This is a genomic window from Lysinibacillus sp. NPDC097162, assembly GCF_044762185.1.
GTDB lineage: Bacteria > Bacillota > Bacilli > Bacillales_A > Planococcaceae > Lysinibacillus.
The window spans coordinates 1,965,012-1,986,655 of sequence record NZ_JBIWDT010000001.1; the positions used below are offsets into that span (position 1 = coordinate 1,965,012).

At 36.5% G+C, this 21,644-nt stretch carries 22 protein-coding genes, 2 pseudogenes and 1 riboswitch; of the genes and pseudogenes, 3 read left to right on the top strand and 21 right to left on the bottom strand.

The window, feature by feature from the left end:
* Positions 1-4 precede the first annotated feature (4 nt).
* The 12 genes from accB to ACIQXW_RS10045 all read right to left on the bottom strand — a co-directional run bounded on the left by accB (position 5) and on the right by ACIQXW_RS10045 (position 8,091).
* Positions 5-499: an acetyl-CoA carboxylase biotin carboxyl carrier protein gene (gene accB, locus ACIQXW_RS09990; protein ID WP_340823855.1), complete on the bottom strand. Its 495-nt coding sequence runs from the start codon at positions 497-499 to the stop codon at positions 5-7.
* 202 nt (positions 500-701) lie between these two features.
* A complete protein-coding gene (locus ACIQXW_RS09995; RefSeq protein ID WP_340823854.1) occupies positions 702-1,259 on the bottom strand; it encodes a SpoIIIAH-like family protein in 558 nt (185 codons plus the stop codon).
* A complete protein-coding gene (locus ACIQXW_RS10000; RefSeq protein ID WP_340823853.1) occupies positions 1,260-1,679 on the bottom strand; it encodes a hypothetical protein in 420 nt (139 codons plus the stop codon).
* A gap of 62 nt (positions 1,680-1,741) precedes the next feature.
* Positions 1,742-1,885 (bottom strand): hypothetical protein, encoded by a 144-nt coding sequence (locus tag ACIQXW_RS10005; RefSeq protein ID WP_173479065.1) that lies wholly within the window; start codon positions 1,883-1,885, stop codon positions 1,742-1,744.
* A gap of 1 nt (position 1,886) precedes the next feature.
* Positions 1,887-2,798 carry a stage III sporulation protein AE gene (locus ACIQXW_RS10010; protein ID WP_340823852.1) on the bottom strand — a complete coding sequence of 304 codons (912 nt, stop codon included), beginning with the start codon at positions 2,796-2,798 and terminating at the stop codon, positions 1,887-1,889.
* A gap of 12 nt (positions 2,799-2,810) precedes the next feature.
* Positions 2,811-3,188, bottom strand: a complete 378-nt coding sequence (locus tag ACIQXW_RS10015; protein WP_340823850.1) for a hypothetical protein — start codon at positions 3,186-3,188, stop codon at positions 2,811-2,813.
* A 4-nt stretch (positions 3,189-3,192) separates the two neighbouring features.
* Positions 3,193-3,402 carry a hypothetical protein gene (locus ACIQXW_RS10020; protein ID WP_008179863.1) on the bottom strand — a complete coding sequence of 70 codons (210 nt, stop codon included), beginning with the start codon at positions 3,400-3,402 and terminating at the stop codon, positions 3,193-3,195.
* Between the two features lie 787 nt (positions 3,403-4,189).
* The gene (locus ACIQXW_RS10025) at positions 4,190-5,191 is read right to left on the bottom strand and encodes an NAD(P)H-dependent flavin oxidoreductase (RefSeq protein WP_401017487.1); all 1,002 of its coding nucleotides are present in this window, start codon (positions 5,189-5,191) and stop codon (positions 4,190-4,192) included.
* A gap of 338 nt (positions 5,192-5,529) precedes the next feature.
* Positions 5,530-6,087, bottom strand: a complete 558-nt coding sequence (efp, locus tag ACIQXW_RS10030) for an elongation factor P (RefSeq protein WP_340823848.1) — start codon at positions 6,085-6,087, stop codon at positions 5,530-5,532.
* A gap of 17 nt (positions 6,088-6,104) precedes the next feature.
* Positions 6,105-7,166, bottom strand: coding sequence for a M24 family metallopeptidase (locus ACIQXW_RS10035; RefSeq protein WP_402761635.1), 1,062 nt, complete (start codon positions 7,164-7,166; stop codon positions 6,105-6,107).
* A 2-nt stretch (positions 7,167-7,168) separates the two neighbouring features.
* Positions 7,169-7,603: a type II 3-dehydroquinate dehydratase gene (aroQ, locus tag ACIQXW_RS10040; RefSeq protein ID WP_340823846.1), complete on the bottom strand. Its 435-nt coding sequence runs from the start codon at positions 7,601-7,603 to the stop codon at positions 7,169-7,171.
* Between the two features lie 62 nt (positions 7,604-7,665).
* Positions 7,666-8,091 carry a hypothetical protein gene (locus tag ACIQXW_RS10045; protein WP_340823845.1) on the bottom strand — a complete coding sequence of 142 codons (426 nt, stop codon included), beginning with the start codon at positions 8,089-8,091 and terminating at the stop codon, positions 7,666-7,668.
* Positions 8,092-8,283: 192 nt separating this feature from the next.
* On the opposite strand from ACIQXW_RS10045, the gene ACIQXW_RS10050 reads away from it, so the two are divergent.
* Positions 8,284-9,258 carry a DUF1385 domain-containing protein gene (locus ACIQXW_RS10050; protein ID WP_402761639.1) on the top strand — a complete coding sequence of 325 codons (975 nt, stop codon included), beginning with the start codon at positions 8,284-8,286 and terminating at the stop codon, positions 9,256-9,258.
* A 78-nt stretch (positions 9,259-9,336) separates the two neighbouring features.
* On the opposite strand, the gene ACIQXW_RS10055 is transcribed toward ACIQXW_RS10050, so the two are convergent.
* The 9 genes and pseudogenes from ACIQXW_RS10055 to ACIQXW_RS10095 all read right to left on the bottom strand — a co-directional run bounded on the left by ACIQXW_RS10055 (position 9,337) and on the right by ACIQXW_RS10095 (position 18,416).
* Positions 9,337-10,245, bottom strand: coding sequence for an NAD(P)H-dependent flavin oxidoreductase (locus ACIQXW_RS10055; RefSeq protein ID WP_402761642.1), 909 nt, complete (start codon positions 10,243-10,245; stop codon positions 9,337-9,339).
* A gap of 167 nt (positions 10,246-10,412) precedes the next feature.
* Positions 10,413-11,420 (bottom strand): LCP family protein, encoded by a 1,008-nt coding sequence (locus tag ACIQXW_RS10060; protein ID WP_402761645.1) that lies wholly within the window; start codon positions 11,418-11,420, stop codon positions 10,413-10,415.
* Positions 11,410-11,937: a sigma-70 family RNA polymerase sigma factor gene (locus tag ACIQXW_RS10065; protein ID WP_402761648.1), complete on the bottom strand. Its 528-nt coding sequence runs from the start codon at positions 11,935-11,937 to the stop codon at positions 11,410-11,412. Before ACIQXW_RS10065 ends, ACIQXW_RS10060 begins: the two co-directional genes overlap by 11 nt.
* A 252-nt stretch (positions 11,938-12,189) precedes the next feature.
* The gene (gene fabZ, locus ACIQXW_RS10070; RefSeq protein ID WP_402761651.1) at positions 12,190-12,615 is read right to left on the bottom strand and encodes a 3-hydroxyacyl-ACP dehydratase FabZ; all 426 of its coding nucleotides are present in this window, start codon (positions 12,613-12,615) and stop codon (positions 12,190-12,192) included.
* Between the two features lie 506 nt (positions 12,616-13,121).
* Positions 13,122-13,508 carry a hypothetical protein gene (locus ACIQXW_RS10075; RefSeq protein ID WP_402761654.1) on the bottom strand — a complete coding sequence of 129 codons (387 nt, stop codon included), beginning with the start codon at positions 13,506-13,508 and terminating at the stop codon, positions 13,122-13,124.
* A gap of 165 nt (positions 13,509-13,673) precedes the next feature.
* Positions 13,674-15,455 (bottom strand): annotated as a pseudogene (locus tag ACIQXW_RS10080) (vitamin B12-dependent ribonucleotide reductase); the annotation flags it as partial.
* A gap of 76 nt (positions 15,456-15,531) precedes the next feature.
* On the bottom strand, positions 15,532-16,383 hold the full coding sequence (locus ACIQXW_RS10085) for an LAGLIDADG family homing endonuclease (protein WP_402761657.1): 852 nt from the start codon (positions 16,381-16,383) through the stop codon (positions 15,532-15,534).
* 208 nt (positions 16,384-16,591) lie between these two features.
* Positions 16,592-17,383 (bottom strand): annotated as a pseudogene (locus ACIQXW_RS10090) (ribonucleotide reductase N-terminal alpha domain-containing protein); the annotation flags it as partial.
* Positions 17,384-17,585: 202 nt separating this feature from the next.
* The gene (locus ACIQXW_RS10095) at positions 17,586-18,416 is read right to left on the bottom strand and encodes a lipoate--protein ligase family protein (RefSeq protein ID WP_401017506.1); all 831 of its coding nucleotides are present in this window, start codon (positions 18,414-18,416) and stop codon (positions 17,586-17,588) included.
* A gap of 124 nt (positions 18,417-18,540) precedes the next feature.
* On the opposite strand from ACIQXW_RS10095, the gene ACIQXW_RS10100 reads away from it, so the two are divergent.
* Positions 18,541-18,924, top strand: coding sequence for a rhodanese-like domain-containing protein (locus tag ACIQXW_RS10100; protein ID WP_340823831.1), 384 nt, complete (start codon positions 18,541-18,543; stop codon positions 18,922-18,924).
* A gap of 564 nt (positions 18,925-19,488) precedes the next feature.
* A riboswitch (glycine riboswitch) is annotated at positions 19,489-19,565 on the top strand.
* 167 nt (positions 19,566-19,732) lie between these two features.
* Entirely contained in the window at positions 19,733-21,076 is a 1,344-nt protein-coding gene (locus ACIQXW_RS10105) for an amino acid permease (protein WP_402761661.1), read from the top strand.
* The last annotated feature ends 568 nt before the right edge of the window (positions 21,077-21,644 follow it).

Genomic DNA, 21,644 nt, shown 5'->3' on the forward strand with positions numbered 1-21,644 from the left:
CTCCTTACTCAGCTTTTACAAGGAATAATGGTTGACCGTATTCTACTAAATCGCCATCTTTTGCAAGTACTTCAACGATTTCACCTTTAACTTCTGCTTCGATTTCGTTGAATAGCTTCATTGCTTCTACGATACAAACGATTGTTTCGTCGCCTACTTTGTCGCCCACTTTTACGTATGCCGGTGAATCTGGGTTTGGAGCTGCATAGAAAGTACCTACCATTGGTGATACAATTTTATGTAACGATGGGTCGTTACTTGCAGGTGTTGCGGGTGCTGGTGCTTCTTCAACTTTGGCTGGAGCTGCTACAGGTGCTGCTGGTGCAGATTGTTGTACAACAGGGGCTGTTTCTTCTTTTTTAGGTGCCACAGTTTCAGTAACAACAACACCATTCTTTTTTAATTTAACTTTTGCGCCATCTACTTCATAAACGAACTCGTCGATTGAAGAAGAATCTACTAATTTAATAATTTCACGAATTTCTTGAATTTTGAACATTTCTAACTCTCCTTATGAAATAAAATCTACTACAATCACTATTCTATATTTTTTTGACACAATTTGAAACACTTAAATGAAAATTAAGTAAATATAAACATAATAAAAGGCTTTCTTTTACTAAACGAAAGCCTTTTCATTATGCTGATATATAACAACTACAAGTTAATAAACGGAATATTCCTTTTTTTCTTTAAATTTTTTAATAGTTGTTTGCGCTGAATTTAACTTGAACGTCATTTGCGCCTTCCCACTCTGTTTTTACTAAATAAATAATCTCATTTGCTTGTGATTTTGATAACTCTTCTGCCATAACTGTGACAGAAACTTTCTCACCTTCCGCTCTAACAAAAGCATCGGAATAGCCTAAAGATTTAATGAGCATTTCGAGCATTGCCTCTGTTGATTCCTGTTTAATCAAACCGTCTATTTCATTATAAGCTTCATTTTTTTCTTCAGCAGTATATTCTTCTGAACCAATTTTTTGTGTTAGTTGTTGACGTAATTGACTTCTTTCATCACTAACTTGCATACGCATTTCCTCAAATAAGTGACTTGGAGACAATACTTCTTGTGTTGCATCTTTATTAGTTGCCTCCTGATCTGTAACACCCGTAATTGCTGTTTGCTGTAATGTATCATCTGTAAAAATCGTTAAGCCATTAAATTGTTTTGCAGGATCAACCAAATAATAAACTGAAATTACTGCTACAAGACTTAATAATGTCATAAACCAAACTGTTCTTCTACGTACGCGCATTTACTTTTCCTCCTTATTTTCCATTGGAACGATAATAATTCGATGAATAGGTAATTGCATCACTTGACTGACGACAGCACGTATTTCATTTTTGACAAAAATATCTGATGCACCTTCTGAAACAATTAGCATTCCTGTTACATCTTTCGTACTTTCGTCAGTCCCTCGAAAATACTGGCTAAATAGTTTATTTTCATCCTTCGCATCTGTCATCTCTCCGTAATAAAAATATACTTTTACCTCCCCAACGCCTTGCATAGCCTTAAGCGTTTGCTCAAGTTTTTCTTCATTCGTATTCGGTGTTACTCGTTCATTTGTTGAATTCGTTTGATACATTGGAAACACGATGAAAATTCCTACGGAGGCAGCAATAAGCATTAAGACGATAAATGACGTTGTTTTTTTTCGTACCTTTTCCACATCACTTCTACATTGCCTCCTTTCATCTTCTCTTTTTCAAGTGTATGTACGCTTGTTTCCTCCTATGAATTGATAAATGGAATCTTTAATAGCATTTGCAAAAATACTAACGTAATGACAAGTTTTGTTAGTGAAATTATTTGTTGGTCATCAGTTAGAAATACGAATAATTGACAAATAAAGAGCAACGCCAATAAAAGAATCAATCTATCTCCCCCCAACCATCACTTGCACGAAAACGATAAGGAAAAAACAAGAAAACATAAATGAAAAAGCAATTAGAAATGATACTGCACATAAAGTGAATAGAGATTTACTAACATGATCGAGTAATTTACAAATATCATCAAAAGCAATCGGTTCTAAAATAGCTGCTAATAGTTTTAACGAATACGCACTAACTACTAGCTGGACAGTTGGTATAAACGATACTGTGATGACCGCGATAAAGGCACTTATACTACTAATCGAAGTAGAAAATTGTGTCATATGCTGAAACATCGAAAAACTATCAACGATAAAGGAACCGACTACTGGAATATTTTCTTCTATTAATTTTTTTACAGGTTCTGCAACAGCCTTATTAACACTAAATGCAGCAACTCCACTTGCTGACATTAAAATGATGTAGCAAATGACGGACGCTGAAACAATACTCATAATGGTAAAACGAATCAACTCTGCAATTCTCGTAAAAGATATTTCTTTGACAATGACACTACATACATCGAATACAATGGCAAAAAGCACACCTGGGATAAGCCATTTACTACTAATAATCGTTAGGACTTGTACAAAAAAAAGCAAAAAAGGCTGCCAAGAAGCAATGGCTGTTATGCTACTAGATAACAAAAAACTAGAAGTGAGAATTGGGTAAAATGCCGTGAATATATGTGAAAGTCCTTTTGCAATCTCATCAATTAGTTGAAATGAATTGACGACTACTGGCCCTATTGTTGCTAATACAATGAGAAAAAAAAGTATTCTTGTCCCTTTTTCAAATTCTGGTAATATCATGTTGACAATCAAAAAAATGATGACGTAGCCACACAATATAAGCGTCATTTTGAGCAAGAGAAAAAATGGATCGATGAAAAACGAAATGAGTTGCTCCTGCACCAGCCTCGCCCCTTAATTTAACCTTTGTAAAATAGCTGACACCCCCTGTAAAACATCCAAAAATTCTTTAAACCAATACAACAAAATAACAATTTTCACAGCATCGAAAACAATGCTGCCGAGAACTTTATAGCTATTCTCCACTAGTAACAATGACACCCATTGCCCTACATAAAAAAGGCTCGCACTTATTACAATGGCTTTTGCATAAGGCAAAAATGTAAGCATTCCGAGTAATTGTTTGACGAATGGCAACAAGAGTGTCGTAAACAAAAGACTGAACAGCAAAAACGAGAACATAACACTAATTAGCGCGTGGAGTGGCTGTATGACTTCTTTTATAAGCAACAATAAAAGCAGCATGACAACAGCAACAATGACAATTTCCATTTACTTACCCAGATGAGGTCAACCACTGAAAGAATGTTAATATTTCAGTGAAAAATAGACGCAAAAATCGGAGTAATTCTGCTGTCATATATAGGTAGGCAATAAAAAATAAGAAAAATGAAAATTCTTTCTTCCCTGTTTGATCAAAAAAAACATGAAGAAGCGCTACTACTAGTCCCACTCCAGCGACTCTTAATACGTCTTGTAATTCCATTCATACGCCCCCTCGTGTACAGCAATATATGTTGCTCCCCAATAAAAAAGACCTCTATACAATATGTATAGAGGTCTCTTCTTATCGACAAAAGTTGGTAATAGTTAATATAGCATTATTTGAGTGCCTGGCACCTCGTATATGGAACTTAGCAAGATTCTCAATATAATATCAAGCTCTTATAACGTAAAAATCCACTTCGCTTTCCGCGGGCACAGTGTAAGCCGCAACCCTCGCTAACGCGCGGTTTGTTGCGTCTTACAACTGGTGCTGTTCCCGCAGGAGTCTAAGTGGATTTTTCCTTAGTAAATTATAAAATGCATAGTGAATTGTTTGAGTGCCTGGCACCTTGCATATGAAACTTAGCAAGATTCCCAATATATTATCAGGCTCTTATAACGTAAAAATCCACTTCGCTTTCCGCGGGCACAGTGTAAGCCGCAACCCTCGCTAGCGCGCGGTTTGTTGCGTCTTACAACTGGTGCTGTTCCCGCAGGAGTCTACGTGGATTTTTCCTTTGTAAATTATAAAATGCATGGTGAATTGTTTGAGTGCCTGGCACCTTGCATATAAAACTTAGCAAGATTCCCAATATAATATCAAGCTCTTATAACGTAAAAATCCACTTCGCTTTCCGTGGGCACAGTGTACGCCGCAACCCTCGCTGTCGCGCGGTTTGTTGCGTCTTACAACTGGTGCTGTTCCCGCAGGAGTCTACGTGGATTTTTACTCTGATAGCTCTACTTACAGTGGCATAACAATTCAGAATTGTTTGTGTGCCTGGCACCTATACTAATTTTTCAATGATGCTTTTTACTGTGCCTGGTTGCACTAGATGACTATTTTCACCCATCCACATCGATAAATATTGTGCATTTCCTTGCAATGTACTTTCTTTACGAATAGTAGACGTTAAATAATGTTGTAATGGATAAGGAGCTACGACAGCGTCCTTCATATGTTCAGTAAAGTAATTAGCTAATCCACGAGCCGCTTTGCCAGTAAAAGCATACGTAATGGTCGTCTGTTGTGCCTTCGACTGTAATATAGCATTTTTGTATAGCGGTGATATTTCACACTCATCTGCTACTAACAAAGCTGTACCAATTTGTACCGCCTGTGCACCACTAGAAAGAGCGCGATCCACATCCTCTTTTGAAATAATTCCACCTGCTGCAATGATTGGAATTGAAATTTTGCCCGCTACTTGCTGTAATAAGTCTTCTCGAGCAATTAATTGCAGTGGTTCAATAAAAGATCCGCGATGACCACCTGCCTCGCCACCTTGTAATACGACTGCATCCATACCTGATTGTTCAATAAGAATAGCTTCTTCTAATGTAGTAGCTGTGCCAATGACATAAACATCGTTGGCCTTTAAACGTTGAATAACCTCTGAAGAAGGTATGCCAAATGTGAACGAGCAAACGGCTACCTGCTCTTCCAGTACTGCCTGTAATTGCCCTTCAAACACTTCATTAGACGTCACACTTTGTACAGGCGATAATCCTAACTCATCATAATAAGGCTGCAACGCCATCCGCGCTTGTTGGAGGACATCTATATCAATACGCGGCTCTTCTTGCACAAATAAATTGACCGAAAATGGTTTGTCAGTAAGCTTTTTAACTTCTTTTATAAAGCTTCTAGTTTGCTCTCCATCTAAATAACCCGCTCCAATTGATCCTAGAATACCTATCTCCGCGCATGCTGCAACAAATTTTGGTGTAGTAACTCCAGCCATTGGTGCTTGAATTATTGGATATTGCATCTCTAATTTTTGTAACATTGCATTCACCTCTTACTTGTATTGTAAACGTTATTTCGCCATTCTACCTGCAAAATTTTAACATATTTTTGTACTTTGCGATATATGTATGAAAAAAGAGAAAAAGTGTTAGATTGACTGCAATCAATCTAACACTTTTTCTGTTATGCCGTTGATGTCCGCTAAGGCGGATGCTTTCTGCGGGCACACACGTAAGTGGAATGCCTCGCAATTGCGCGGTTTGTTTCGCTTACGTTGCGTTGATTCCCGCAGGAGTCACCGCCTTTGCTACCATCAACTAGTACTATTTGCTATATTTTTTCTATTCCCAAAGAGTCGCAACCTCTTTTCGTCATTGCTTATGCGCGTGATACGTATGAAGCTTCTGAAGTGTTGATAATTAACACATCACCTTGGTTAACGAAGAATGGAACTTGAACGATAAGTCCAGTTTGAAGTGTTGCAGGTTTTGTACCACCTGAAGCTGTATCACCTTTAATACCTGGTTCTGTTTCTGCTACTTCTAATTCAACAGTGTTTGGTAATTCTACACCTAGCATTTCGCCTTGGTAAGATTGGATGTGTACTTCCATGTTTTCTTTTAGGAATTTTAATTCATATTCAATAGCTGCTGAAGCTAGTTCAGTTTGCTCATATGATTCTAAATCCATAAATACATGCTCATCACCTTGAGCATATAAATATTGCATTTTACGATTATCAATTTGTGCTTTTTCTACTTTTTCACCAGCACGGAATGTTTTTTCATTCACAGAACCGTTACGTAGGTTACGTAATTTAGAACGTACGAATGCAGCACCTTTACCTGGTTTAACGTGTTGGAAATCTAACACGCGATATAATTGGCCATCAACAATAATTGTTAGACCTGTACGGAAATCGTTTACTGAAATCATTTGTGTTCCTCCATTGTTTATAAGATGATGAGTTCTTTAGTCGAATGTGTTAGCAGTTCATTACCTGACTCAGTGATTAAAATATCGTCTTCGATACGAACACCACCGACTCCTGGCACATAAACACCTGGTTCAATCGTAACGGCCATACCCGGTTCTAATACCGTTTCAGAACGCTTCGATAAGCCAGGGCCTTCATGTACTTCAAGACCAATACCATGTCCTAAAGAATGCCCAAATGCCTCACCATAGCCTTTTTCTGTTAAATAGTCACGCGCAATTGCATCTGCCTGAATACCCGTTAAACCAGGACCAACTTTTTCAAGTGATAAAAGTTGTGATGCAAGTACTGTATTATACATTTCTACTAATTTTTCAGATGGCTCACCTACTGCCACTGTTCGTGTTATATCCGAAATGTAGCCATTGTATAGTGCTCCAAAATCTAGTGTGACAAAGTCGCCTTTTTCAATAACTTTATTCGTAGCAACACCATGTGGTAGAGCTGAGCGAAGACCAGATGCTACAATCGTATCAAATGAGGACTGTGTTGCTCCTTGTTGTCGCATGAAAAACTCTAATTCATTCGAAACTTCAAGCTCTGTTTTACCTGGCTTGATGAAGTCTAAAATATGTGTAAATGCGTGATCAGCTATTTCACACGCAACCTTAATAATATTAATCTCTTGTTCAGTCTTAATCAAGCGAATTTTTTCAATTAATCCAGAAACGGGCACTAAATCAGCTTGAATCACACTTTTATATAACTCATATGTGCCAAAGCTTACAGTATCTTTCTCAAATCCCAATGATTTAATACCCATGACTTTAACTTGTGTCGCAATTTCTTCTAGGAGCGTTACTTCGTGCTGTACAATTCGGAAATCTTTAATTTGCGCAGCTGCTTGCTCTGTATATCGGAAGTCAGTAATGAATACAGCATCATTTTGTGACACGATTGCCACACCTGCTGTACCTGTAAACCCTGTCATATATCGACGGTTGTACCCATTTGTAATTAAAATGCCATCGATGTTTTGTTCTTGAAGTGTTTTACGAAGCTTTTGTAATTTCAACATAATTATTTCTCCCTCTCAATAAAAGTGCGTAGTGCTAGTTCATAGCCTTTCGTACCAAGACCACTAATTTGGCCAAGGCAGGCTGGTGCAAGATAGGAATGATGGCGAAAAGCCTCACGTTTGTGAATATTGGAAATATGTACTTCAATAACTGGAACAGCAACTCCTGCAATTGCATCATGTAATGCTACGCTTGTATGGGTATATGCACCTGGATTAAAGATAATACCATCATACTTGTCATCTTCTGCTTCGTGTACCCAATCAACAAGGACACCCTCATGATTAGATTGACGAAACTCGACTGTAGCACCAAGAGAAGCCGCGAGATTTTGAACATTATTCTTTACATCTTCTAGTGTTTCATGGCCGTATATATGGGGCTCCCGTTTCCCTAGTCGATTTAAGTTAGGTCCATTCAAACATAATAACTTCACGCAGTATTCGCCTCTTTCTATGTACTTGCTTTTTATTTTATCATACCAATTGCATACAGCAACTAATTTCCTTTTTGTGCTGTATGCTCTTTCTGATGAAAATTAGCTGTTTCAAGTAAAAAACGGAGTAGGCAAATAACGACAACGATAAAAGGAATTGATAGTTTTTTAAATGATGTCGATTGTAATGGTAAATCCAACACGAACCATTCTAATGTAATCGTTACAATGAGTCCTATTAAAAAAGAAGTCAACACTGCCGGTATAATATGCGTATATCGCAAAGTCATAAATAAAAAGAACCCTACTATAAATAGCGCTAATGTTAGAAAACTCCAATGAAATAGTTTGGAACTATCCTCGAACAAGTCCCACTTTTTATAAAAGCCAATTGGATTCCAAGAAATTAAATGAAAATAATGAAGTCCTTTTAAACAAAATGCTAAAACAATCGCATAAACGACTGCAGTAATTAATCCTACCTTCATATTTATCCCTCCTATTTTGACCGTTATGCATGCAAGCATTACAGCATTATCCTTATCACAAGGGCTCAAAGTCTTACAACACTGCTTAATAGCAAATCAATCTTTCTGAAAATACAAAATTACACAATAAGTGTAACCATATAGAAAATTTACTATGCGTACCTCTAGAGGTTTTTCGCTAAATTTAGTACAATGGTACAGTTGAAATATATAAAGAGAGTGGTGTTAGCCTTGAGCAATTCACCTGTTTACGGGGGACAAGCACAATTAGAAGGTGTGATGTTCGGAGGAAAGGAACATACGATTACTGCCATTCGCCGTAACGATGATTCCATTGATTATTATCATTTTAAAAAGGTACAAAAACCAATCCTGCAAAAGCTAAAAAAAATACCATTCGTTCGTGGCGTTATTGCCCTTATTGAATCAGCAGGTTTAGGTTCACGTCATATGCAATTTTCAGGAGATCGTTATGACGTTACACCAGGCGAGGAAGCAGAAAATATAGAAGAAGGCGGCTCGAAGCTACAAATGATTTTAGGAGTAGCTGTTGTCGGAATCCTTTCCTTTTTATTTGGAAAATTCGCCTTTACCTTAATTCCAGTATTTATTGCAGATTTCTTTTCTAGATGGATAGATGGTAAAGTAGGTCAAGTCCTTCTTGAAAGTGGCATTAAGCTCCTTTTACTGCTTACCTATTTATATTTTATTTCTTTAACACCGATTATTAAACGCGTTTTCCAATATCACGGTGCCGAGCATAAAGTAATCAATTGCTACGAAGCTGGTCTGGATATTACTGTAGAAAATGTACAAGTGCAATCGCGTTTACATTATCGATGTGGGAGTAGTTTTATGTTATTCACTGTGTTCGTTGGTATGTTTTTGTATTTCTTCGTGCCAACAGATCCACTATGGTTACGAATTGTAGACCGTATATTATTAATTCCTGTTGTACTAGGGGTATCATTTGAAGTATTACAGGCAACAAATGCATGCCGTAATATTCCTCTGTTACGCTACTTAGGCTATCCGGGTCTATGGCTACAATTATTAACAACAAGAGAGCCTCTGGACGAACAAGTAGAAGTAGCGATTGCATCATTCAATATGTTACTTCAAGTCGAACAGAAGCCAGAAATTGCTGCTACATTAAATCACGACTAAAAATTATTCAATTTAAAAACGCACAATGCGGTTAATCACCACATTGTGCGTTTTACTTTCTTTCAAAATACACTTGCCCTATATTGACTGTACAGCATTCAGTTGCTGCTTTGCACTTTCATATTCCTCATGTAATGTCTTGATAATTTCAAGGACTGACTCGCGTTTTTCAATATTTGTGACACCATGCCCTGCCGACCAAATATCACGCCAAGCTTTCACATTCACAAGATGTGTTAAATCAATGTCCTTTCTTGGCTTTAAGGACGTCGGGTCGATACCTTCTTTTATTAAAGATGGAATTAGCACATTCACATGAACCCCACTGAACGCATCTGTATATAAAACATCATCTGTTTTACTGTCGATGACCATCTTTTTATAATCCTCTGGAGCATTTCCTTCATGACAAGCGATAAAACGCGTCCCTAAATAAGCATAGTCTGCACCAATAATTTGCGCTGCTAATACGTCTGCACCACTTGAAATAGCGCCCGATAAAATAATCGTTCCATTAAAGAACTTTTTGACTGCGGATACAAAGCCAAATGGATTTAGTTGTCCACCATGTCCACCTGCCCCAGCACAAACAAGAATCAAGCCGTCTACACCCGTTGCGGCTGATTTTTCCGCATGCTTAACGTTTGCTACATCCGCATACACTTTACCTCCATAGCTATGGACAATGTCAATGACCTGCTTCGGGTTACCGAGCGATGTAATAACGATAGGCGGCTCATATTCCTCAATTAACTGTAAATCTTCCTCAAAACGTGCATTTGCTACAGGATGACAAATGAAATTGACAGCCCACGGCTCTGTTGGTAATGCTTCTTTAATCTCTTGAAGCCACTCGGCACACGTTGTCGCAGGTCTTGCATTTAATAATGGAAACGAGCCAATAGCGCCCGCTCGACTAGCCTCAATGACCATTGCTGGATTAGATACTAAAAACATTGGTGCTACAATGATTGGTAAACGTAACATACTCTCTCCCCCTTTCTATTAATGATTCTAGCAAAATCGTAAAATCCCTACTTCATGCACTAATTTAATCTCTCTCTTTTCGATATGTAGTCCCTTTTAATGGATAAGCGGTGGTCATAAAAAAAATACCTATCCGTCTAATTTGCCAGATAGGCATTTTTAATTAATTAATTAAATGTAGTTAGCTCTTCTGAAACAGATTTTAAATAATCTTTCTCAAACATAATGAAGTATTTCCCATCTTTCATATCATCTCTAATTCCATCACTTAAAGATAACGATTTTATCGAATTCATGTCTATTTTATTCTCTAACATTTGATCGAGTGGTAGATTGGTTTCAATTTGAGACATAAGTTCTTTTAATTGTGTTTGGGGCATTTTGCTTTCCGTTTTATTAATAACAGCAAGAATGAGGTGTAATAGGTTTTCTTCATTTAAATTTCTTCCGTCTGTAGCAGCCATCATTAAAGCCACAACCTCTTCCCCATTTAAACGATTCGTCCCTTTTTTGAAATCAAATCCCACGCTCGTGATAGCTCGTACTTGTGTATCTTCTTGCAAATCATAATCAATACCATTCACAGCATCAACCATTGTGGAAAAGGTTTTTAAATCTATAACGGCATAATAATCAATTGGTAAATCAAATAGTTTTGAAACTGCTGTCCTTACATTTTCAGCTCCTCCTGAACCGAAGGCATAAGCAAATAACAATTTATCGTACATGGTCGTTCCATCACTATTATCTATAGGTGCATAAGTTTCACTTGGGATAGATACAACTTTCATCATCTTTTTATTTTTACTATATGTAAGTAAAAGGTTAAAAGGTATCCTATTATCCTCTTCTTCCGCTTTCACAGTAATGAGCGTAGTTAAAAGTTCATCTTCCTGAACAACTGTTCCACTTGCATCACTTCTGTTCAGTTCTTTATTAACGTTTCCAGAAAAATTCAATGGAATAAACAAAAATAGACATAAGCACACCGCTAACATAGAAACTGTAAGAGGCACGAATTTTTTTGAGGAAAACATAAGAGAATTCTTTTGTTTATTATTGTTCTTCTCTAATTTACGAATTTGTTCAAATACTTCATGACGATCTTCTTGCGTAAATCTTAACTCTTGTTCATTCGACTTATGAAATTTTTCACCTAATCGTTTATCTTCCATTCAGTTCGGCCTCCTTTATAATCAACTCTAATCTTTGTTTTGCTCTTCTTAATCTCGTTTTCACAGTATTCACTGGAATGTCTAAAATATCAGCAATTTCATCCGCCTTTAATGAATCATAATAGTATAAATACACGACTTCTCGATACACTTTCGGAAGAGAAAAAATCGTATCTTTTATTTCCTCATTTTTGTATTTATCGATAACTATCTTTTCTGTTGATGGGTAAATTGACTTTGCTGTTTCATGTATTAAACTTTTTACTTGCACCATTTTGTAATGCCAACTTTTTAAATAATCTTTACATTCGTTAATTGTTATCCGATAGAGCCATGTTTTTATTTGTGCTTCAAAGCGAAACAATTCAAGGTTTTTATAGCATTTAATAAACGTATTTTGTACCAAATCCCTAGCAGTCTCCGAATCTTTCACATAAGAAAATGCCAATCGTACCAACTCATTCCCATAGTCAATCATTATTTTTTCTAATAAGAAATCTTTTTCTTCTCTATCCAATCTTCTTCCCTCCCTTTCAACCGACTTCAAATTCTGCTATTAGACGATTCGCAAAATGAAATAGGTTCAATTTCCAAAAATATTTATGTTAACAAGGATTTTCTTCTTCTTAGCAAACATCACTATAAGTATAACTGACATAAAAAACCTATATCTGAGATTACCAAGTAATCATAGATACAGGCTAAATGTTTATCATTATTCTTTTGTAAAAGTTTACGTAGATTCTGAACGACATTTTACTATTTACTTTCAATCACCAAAAGCAAAGAGTATTTCTACTTCACAAGCTAACTCTCCGTCCACTGTAGCGATACCTTTTCCTTTTCCGATAGGACCTTTTAATCGAGTGATTTCAACCTCAAGACGGAGTTGGTCTCCAGGCTTTACTTGCCGTTTAAAACGACAATTATCTATTCCTGCTAATAGCCCTAATCGTCCTTGATTTCCTTCTTTCGTTAGCATCACAACAGCGCTCACCTGAGCTAATGCCTCTACAATTAAAACTCCCGGCATAACTGGGTAATTAGGGAAGTGCCCGTTAAAATATTCCTCATTTACAGTCACGTTATTAATACCAACTGCACGTTTCCCCTCTTCCAATTCCAAAATCTTATCCACTAAAAGAAATGGATACCGATGTTTAATTATTTCTTTAATTTTTTGAGTATCTAACATTATTATTCCTCCCATAACAATATAATTAAATTCCTAATTATAATTTTAACACCTGATACTAATAGTTGATACTATAACATTTTATCTTCCACTTTTCTGCCCGTTCGTTCAAGAAGAACCGCGATGCTTTGCCAATTGTTGAAGATCATAAAATAAAAAGTAACGACTGCATACATATGTTGTAATGAAGTAAACTAAACTAATAAAGCACCGATGATTTTATGCTTTATCATTAGTTTGGCTCTTCAACAATTGGGTAATTTAAAAATATAGGTAGGAATTATTAAGTAAAGGAGGAGAGTTAAGATGTTCGACCAAGTTGCGTATTATATTTTTAGAGGCCTGTTAATTCTAACGGTTTTGGTTGTTGTTATAGGAATCCCTCTTGGGGATACGCTGATTAGAAAAAAATAAAACTGCATCCAAATAGATGCAGTTTTTTGATTGGCATTGGTGAAAAATAGTCGCATATTGAACTAAAACTCCCCGTTTGTTTAATAAATCCCTTAATTTTGACCGTAATAATCGTCAGGATTAGTGATTTCATTTTCAATAAAAAATCGTGCTGAACTTTGAACCATTTCTATAAACTCAGCATCATTTAATGTAATCTTATTTTTTAACAAACGATTTAATTTTAATGTTTCGATACTCCCATTTACTTTTGTTTCTTCGGTTAAAACATTATATTGTATACGCATATATGTCTTTCCTTTATAGGTAATATAAGCAGTGACTTCACTATTTTCCAAATTAATCAAAGGGTAATCTACTTTTATACCACTAGAAATAAAGAGAGCTTTCCCAGCCAAACACTTTCGAACATAAAAAATCGAAAAAATAGCTAATACAATACCTACCACCTTAGTTACATTACACGACGAACGCTTCATTACTTTCTCCCCCCATTATTTTGAAGAAACCTAGTTTGCTAGTTTAAGGTAAATTATTCATAATATTAACATTAATAGTAACGTTAATAGCCAACAAAAAAATCATCTTACCTCTAATAATCTTTAGAGGTGAGATGATTTATATCAACTTTATATCAATTCAATTTACAAACCACATTTTAATTGTGCACCACAGTTTGTACATGTGTTACAGCCACCCATTTCTTCGACTGTTCCTTTACGACATACTGGGCATGTGTTCCCTACATCCGAGCCAATAACAGTTGTAGATTCAAGCGCTTGAATCGTATCAACTAATACGACTGGACGTTTTGTGTGCTCTTCTACTAATTCTTCTTCAAATGATAACTGATCCATATCATTTTCTTCTGCTTTTAGTGTAAGAACTTGTGAATCACGGCTACCATCAACATAGACCGTACCACCTTTAGCGCCACCTTTATATAGGCGCTCGTATACTTTTTCTACTTGTTCAACTGTATAGCCTTTTGGTGCATTCACCGTTTTCGAGATCGACGAGTCAATCCATTTTTGAATGATACATTGCACATCTGCATGCGCTTCTGGTTTTAATTCCATTGCAGTCACAAACCATTCAGGCAGTTTATCTTCTGTAGCTTCTGGATGACGGTCTAAGTATTCCTGAACGATTTCCGCTTTTACTTCAATAAATTTACCTAAACGGCCAGAACGGTAATAAGTAAATGAGAAGTACGGTTCTAGACCCGTTGCTACGCCTACCATTGTTCCTGTAGAACCTGTTGGCGCAACAGTTAGTAGATGCGAATTACGAATACCTGTTTCTAAAATTTGTTCTTTAATGTGTGCAGGCATTTTTTGCATGAAGCCTGTTTCCGTAAATGCTTTGCGTAAACGTGCTGTTTCTTCCTCTGTCGCTCCTACTAAGAACGGGAAGCTGCCACGTTCTTTTGCTAGCTCTGTTGAAGCCTCATATGCTGTTTCTGCAATTGTTTTAAAGATTTCATCTACAAGTTCATTACCCGCTTCTGAGCCATATTCTTTTTCACAATAAATAAGTAAATCCGCTAAGCCCATTACCCCTAAACCAACACGGCGCTCACCAAGAGCTTGTACACGGTTTTCTTCTAGGAAGTAGGGTGTTGCATCGATTACATTGTCCTGCATACGAACACCAACACGGACCGTTTCACGTAATGCTTCATAATCAACTGTCTGGTTTTCTTTATTTGCAAACTGTGCTAAGTTGACAGCTGCTAAGTTACAAACTGAATATGGTGCAAGTGGTTGTTCCCCACATGGGTTTGTCGCAACAACGCTTTGACCATAAGCTTTAGCGTTTGTCATATCGTTGGCATTGTCGATAAAGAAAATACCTGGCTCTGCAGAGTATGTTGCACATACGTTGATTAAATTCCAAAGCTCTTTTGCTTTAATCGTACGATATGTTCGAACTTTGTAGCCCATCTTCTCCCATTCACGTACGTCTCCAACTTTATGCCATTCACTATTGTATATAGCCATTTCTTCTTTTGAATATTCTTCAATTGCTGGGAAACGAAGCTCAAAGTCAGCATCTGCTTCAACAGCTTCCATAAATTCTTTTGTTAACGTTACAGAGATATTAGCACCTGTTAAAAACTCAGAGTTATGAACTGTGTACGTACCACCGTCACGTAATTTATTTTCTGCTTCACGGATAATCCCATTGTCGAATCCGCCTAATCCCTCGATACCTTTATAATTAACAATGCCTTGATACATTGCTTCTTCTTGCATTGAAAGTGGCTTAAAGTTTAATTTTTCTTTTGCTAGACGAATAATCGTCTCATCTGCTGTATTTTCCATTAGGTATCGTAGAATACGCGGATTTTGCATTTTTGAAATAATAAATTCCACGATATCAGGATGCCAATCTGCCAGCATAATCATTTGTGCCCCACGCTTTTTGTTACATAAAAGTATTTTAAAATACTTTTGCGATGCGGTCATTTCTGCCACATTCTTATGCTTTCACATAAGATCAGACTATATCATCAAAGAAGGATTTGATTTTTTCATATTTGCGATTGAGTTGAATGGAGCCATACTTATATAACTGTTGAGCAATCTTTTTCACATCATCTTTTCGAGTAATATATAAGTCTACGCAACCTTGTTTCGGATAAAGTTTGTGGACAGATAAAGCCAGTTGATTATTATGAAGAAATTGTAGCAATGACAGGAGCATATGACTATTTCCTGTAAACCCGAGTCTTCCACGATTTGATATATGACCATCTGCATCAAAAAAACCTCTTAAATACGCCCACTGTAAATCTTCTCTTCCAAAATTAATCCAACGTTCAAAACCTGTTTTTCGTGGTGTAATTCCTAATTTAATTAAATCATTACACATTTCTGTTGAATTGATTGGTAAAGCGTATTTATTTTGTTCATTTGGCGCTGTGCGTGGTCGGAATTTAATTGCGTCCAACATACATAATTCTTTAGCGATATCTTCAAGTAGTTGTCGATCTTGCTCTGCGAGTGATAACACAAGGCGTTTTGATTTTCTGCGGTCAAAAATCGTTCCATCACCTGTAATGTAACCTACTAAATAAGCCTTATTCGCTGTATCAACTTGTTTAAAGTAGTTTTCATTATAACGATATTTCTTATTTTTCAGCTTACCAGCTTCACCAGGTGTTCTTGGTTTAAAAAGTTCTAATTCTTTATTCCATCTAAGAATTGTTCCTCTACCTATACGAAGTGTTTTCGCAATATCTACTTGGCTCATTCCATGCTCATGTAACTCAATAATCTCTTTAATCAATCGTTCTTTGTCTCGCGCCTCGTAAGGACGTCTCCGTACATTACGATTTACTTCTTCCATGCTTCCACCTCCTAAGTGGCTTAAAAGTTTAGGAAGGTTCAATAGTCGTTGAACGTTCATCTGCATTTCCACAGATGCTTCGCTGCTGATTGCCCAATCTTTTCTTTTTTCAAGCATTCACGTTTAACTTCACAGTTTACGTTGTAGCAAGAAAAGCTCTAAGGGTGTTCCAGCAATTCACGAGATTTTAATCCCGCCGTTTTGGTTAACGGGATCCACCTTGCTCGACAAGGTGAGTCAGTTTTGCAATGTCATCTAGCCATGAAACCGAACCTGAAGATTTACCATTAACACCACGTGCTAACGTATTGCGTGGACGAAGTGTTGAACCATTCGTTCCTACACCACCACCGCGGCTCATAATTTCCATTACTTGCTTACGGTGATCACTAATACCTTCACGTGAATCCGCAACAAACGGCATTACATAGCAGTTAAAGAAGGTTACATCTGTTTCAGAACCTGCTCCATAAATGACACGGCCAGCTGGTACAAATTTCAATGAGACAAGCTGTTTATAAAATTTCTCAAACCACTCTTGGCGTTTTTCAGCTGTTTTTTCAACTGAAGCAAGCCCTGTTGCATTTCGTTTTGCGATTTGTTCATAAAATATTTCAAGAGGCTTTTCTAGCACGTCAATTGAACGTGTAATCACACCTGTTTCTTGCTCTTTTGGATCATCTAATGCGCTACGGTAGTCTTCCTCAATCAAAATGTCTGCTGTTTTTGTAGACATATCGATATGTTGTATTGTTCCTAAACCACGTGCAGGGAATTTTGGATCTGCCTTAACTGTTAATACGACGAAATCACCAGCTTTTAGCGTTTTCTTTTCCGTATCCTTAAACGAGTAGCGATCGATCATCACAAGTCTTGATACACCTTTATGCGTTATGTGCATATCGGGCGTAACAGGGTGAACCTGTGGGAATTGCTCAATATCTTTGTTTAACTGTTCAATTTGTTTGTTTACATCGGGTTGATGATTTGTGAGTACCATCGTTTTGCCTCCCTTATTTTAAGCCTTACAATAATAAATACACAATATCATGTGTCGGTAAACACTACATATTGTGTATGTTTCTTTTAAAAAGATACTATATATAGATTTTTAATTCAACTCTTGCAATTTCAAGTAGATTGGTTACTGCTTGCCATTACAAGGTTTAAACGATGAAAAAATATTTTTCTTATACCATATTTTACTTTTTAAAGTTCCAATCATCATGTGCGTATTTTTTTTCTTCTAAATCGCGCACATATTTTAATTGCTCCTCAGAAAGTGTAAATGGTTTTAATTCAATTTGCAACGATTTTGCAAAGCCATCTCGAAATGCAGTTACACATTGTTCGATAGAAACAGGATCATTAACAAGGCTATTAATAGCAACTGCCTTCTCTGGTAGTTTTTTGCGCATACGCTCTTTTGCCTCATCACTAGAAAAATTAAATACAGATAATAATTTCTCTTCGTCTAGATCAAGTAAAATCGCACCATGCTGTAAAATAACACCTTTTTGACGTGTTTGTGCACTACCTGCTATTTTTTTGCCTTCTACAACAAGCTCATACCAACTTGGTGCATCAAAGCATACGGCACTTTTTGGCTGTTTCAAATCTGCCTTTTTTTCTTCCGTGTCAGGTACGCTAAAATAAGCATCCATCCCTAAATTATGAAAGCCTTGTAATATACCTTCACTTAATACGCGATACGCTTCAGTCACTGATTCAGGCATATTTGGATAGCTTTCAGTAACAATCACGCTATATGTCAATTCATGTTCATGTAATACTGCTCGACCGCCTGTTGGTCGACGAACAAAACCTATTCCTTGTTCACGTAATGCTTCTAAATTAATATCTCTTTTCGCTTGTTGAAAATAACCAATCGACAAAGTTGCTGGCTCCCACTCATAAAATCGAATAACTGGAGGAATTAAACCCTCACTATGCCAATCAAGCAATGCCTCATCTAGTGCCATATTAAAAGAAGGACTACATTTTCCTGAATTTAGAAAATACCAAGTTGTCATTACGTCATCTCCTACATTTATAGATCATTTCTAGCCACAATCTAGTTAATTTTATCAAACTCATTGGACTATCGCTAGCGCATCTTTTATAATAATAAAGAAGATAGAAAGGGGTAAGAAGAAATTGGATATACTTATCACAATTGGCGTTATTTTAGTAGTTCTAATTGCATATATCGGTATTAATGCAATGCGTCTAAAAAAAGCCGTAACCAACTTAACACAAGAACAATTTATTGAAGGCTACCGTAAAGCACAGTTAATCGATGTGCGTGAACAAAAAGAATTTGATGCAGGTCATATTCTTGGAGCTCGTAACGTTCCTTCTACAGCATTACGTCAACGTCATAAAGAAATCCGCCCAGATTTACCAGTATACTTATACTGTCAAAATACAGGCCGTAGCGCGCGTGCTGCTCTTTACCTAAAAAAACGTGGTTACAATCAAATCTATCAGCTTGATGGCGGATTCCGTAATTGGACTGGTAAAATTAAAACAAAAAAATAACAATTAAAGCGAACTTAATAAGGCAAAAGCGACTATTTCAAATAGTACTTTTCACAGTAAAGCATGTATTTCGAAAAATCGACACCAATGCTTATTTTCGCGCAAAAGAATCCATTCCAACTGCTTTGGTAATGGATTCTTTTTGCTAAAATTCAGAGTTTCTTCTATATAATAGTAGTTGTCTAACGACTAACCATTTCGTTTGAATTTAACTTATTCTTCCTCATACAGTGGACAGTAAAATGTCAAACTGCTCCGAAGTATTGTCGAGCCCATTTATTAAAAAGCTTTTTTTGTCGTAAAAGTGAATTTTCCACAGCCTCCATATTTGTTCTAATTCTACTCTCCTACTTTGTTGTAAGCCATCTCCCATTGCAAGAAAAACAATATGTCTAAAATAACTATTTTTCGTAATAAATATATCAGCATGAACCGAATTCTTCTTTTCTTGCTGAAAACAACTGAAATTTACCCTTGAATTATTTGCTAGGCATTGATAGGATAAATAATATCTTAAAATAATGTATAGATTAAAGCTATGAATGCTATGGATCAAACTATAGCAGGAGCATTTCTGGAGAGAGCGCAATTTGCGTCGCCGAAGGGTTCACTATCTCAGGCAAAAGGACAGAGGAGTAATATAAACTTTCATCACGAAAGCTATACCATACGAATGTTAAATTTATTTTTAACTAACCAAACTTTCGAACATGGTAATTGTTATTCTGACGTTTACGAGACTAGTGTCGCTACTAGTCTCTTTTTATTTTCCAGTCACAGCTTCTACGCATCTTATGGGGGAATGAACGTGGAACAGCAACAATTAAAACGTGATTTAAAAAATCGCCATGTGCAACTTATTGCGATTGGTGGAACTATTGGTACCGGTTTATTTTTAGGAGCAGGTAAAGCAATTGCTTTAGCAGGACCTTCTATTATATTGGCTTATCTTATTGTCGGAACCGCCTTATTTTTCGTTATGCGGGCGCTTGGGGAACTATTATTATCGAACGCTGGCTATACTTCATTCACAGATTTCGCTACAGAGTACATTGGCTCTTGGGCAGGTTACGTCACTGGCTGGACCTATTGGTTTTGCTGGGTTATGACCGCAATGGCTGATATTATTGCCGTCGGTGTCTACACACAATATTGGTTTGATATCCCACAATGGGTACCTGCAATTGGCTGTCTAGTACTTTTATTATTTTTAAACTTATTGACTGTAAAACTATTTGGGGAACTCGAATTTTGGTTTGCTCTCATTAAAGTTGTAACAATCGTTGCACTTATAATTATCGGATTATTCATGCTATTCACTGGATTCCAAACAAGCTCTGGAACAGTATCAGTGGAAAACCTTTGGGCACATGGTGGGCTCTTCCCCAATGGCATATACGGTTTCCTGATGGCATTCCAAATGGTTGTCTTCGCTTTTGTTGGGGTTGAATTAGTCGGTGTTTCTGCTGCAGAAACCGCAGATCCAAAAAAAAATATCCCCTCTGCGATTAACAAAATTCCACTACGAATTTTATTATTTTATGTTGGGGCATTAGTAATCATTTTATGCATCAACCCTTGGTATGAAATGTCTGGAACAAGCAGTCCCTTCGTACAAGTATTTACATTAGCTGGCATACCTATTGCAGCTGGTATTATTAATTTTGTAGTACTGACATCTGCCGCATCAGCAGGCAATAGTGGTTTATTTTCGACAAGTCGTATGTTGTATAATCTTGGTCGCAATAAACAAGCATCCGCTTCATTTGCAAAGCTAAATAAAAACAGTGTACCAAGTAATGCACTTATCATCTCTGCAATCGTTGTATCAGTGGGGGCCTTACTTAGTAAGCTAATGCCTGAAAACGCCTTTAGCGTCGTGACAACTATTAGTGCAATCTGTTTCATTTGGGTATGGAGTATTATTTTAATCTCTCATATCATTTATAAACGTAAAAATCGTGCCTTACATGAAGCATCGATTTTCAAAGCTCCATTAACACCGTTTGTGAACTATTTAATACTTGCATTCTTCGCGTTTTTATTAGTTGTTATGTTGATTTCCGAAGAAACAAGAACGGCTCTTTTACTAACACCTATCTGGTTTATCGGACTTTTCCTTCTATACAAACGCAAAAATCGTCAACAATAAACTACACTGTTTCTATCATCATTTGTGACAAATCCACAGCAAAGACGCAATCATTAAGCATTGCGTCTTGTTTTTCATTATATAGTTGATTACACTGACTGCCTACCTTTCTCCAATTATCCAACACTACAATGTTTAGCTGTACAACTGATATTGCTATCTCAGCCGTACCCCATTCTCTTATTGACTGTACATTTAACTTTGTATCTCCTTTTTAATGCTAAACTAGCGTTATGCGTTCTAGATGACAGTCGATAATTGTGATAACAAATAAAATCTTTTCAACAACAGGCCCCCCTCTCGCATACCTAATGTTTCCAATGTAAACATATTATTAATCAAAAAAGTAACTTCCTTTTTAGACTAATTAATAGGAAGAAAAAACAGTGTAATTTCATTTATTTTTATATTGAAAATTTTTAGTTATTTTTTTATAATGTCACTAAGAAATTGGTTGGGGGTGATTTTTTATGCTACCAGCATTTCGTAATGGAGACCGCTAATATTAACAATTTATACAGACCTAAATTGTTAATATAGTAATTTGATTCCAATAAAGCAAAGCAGG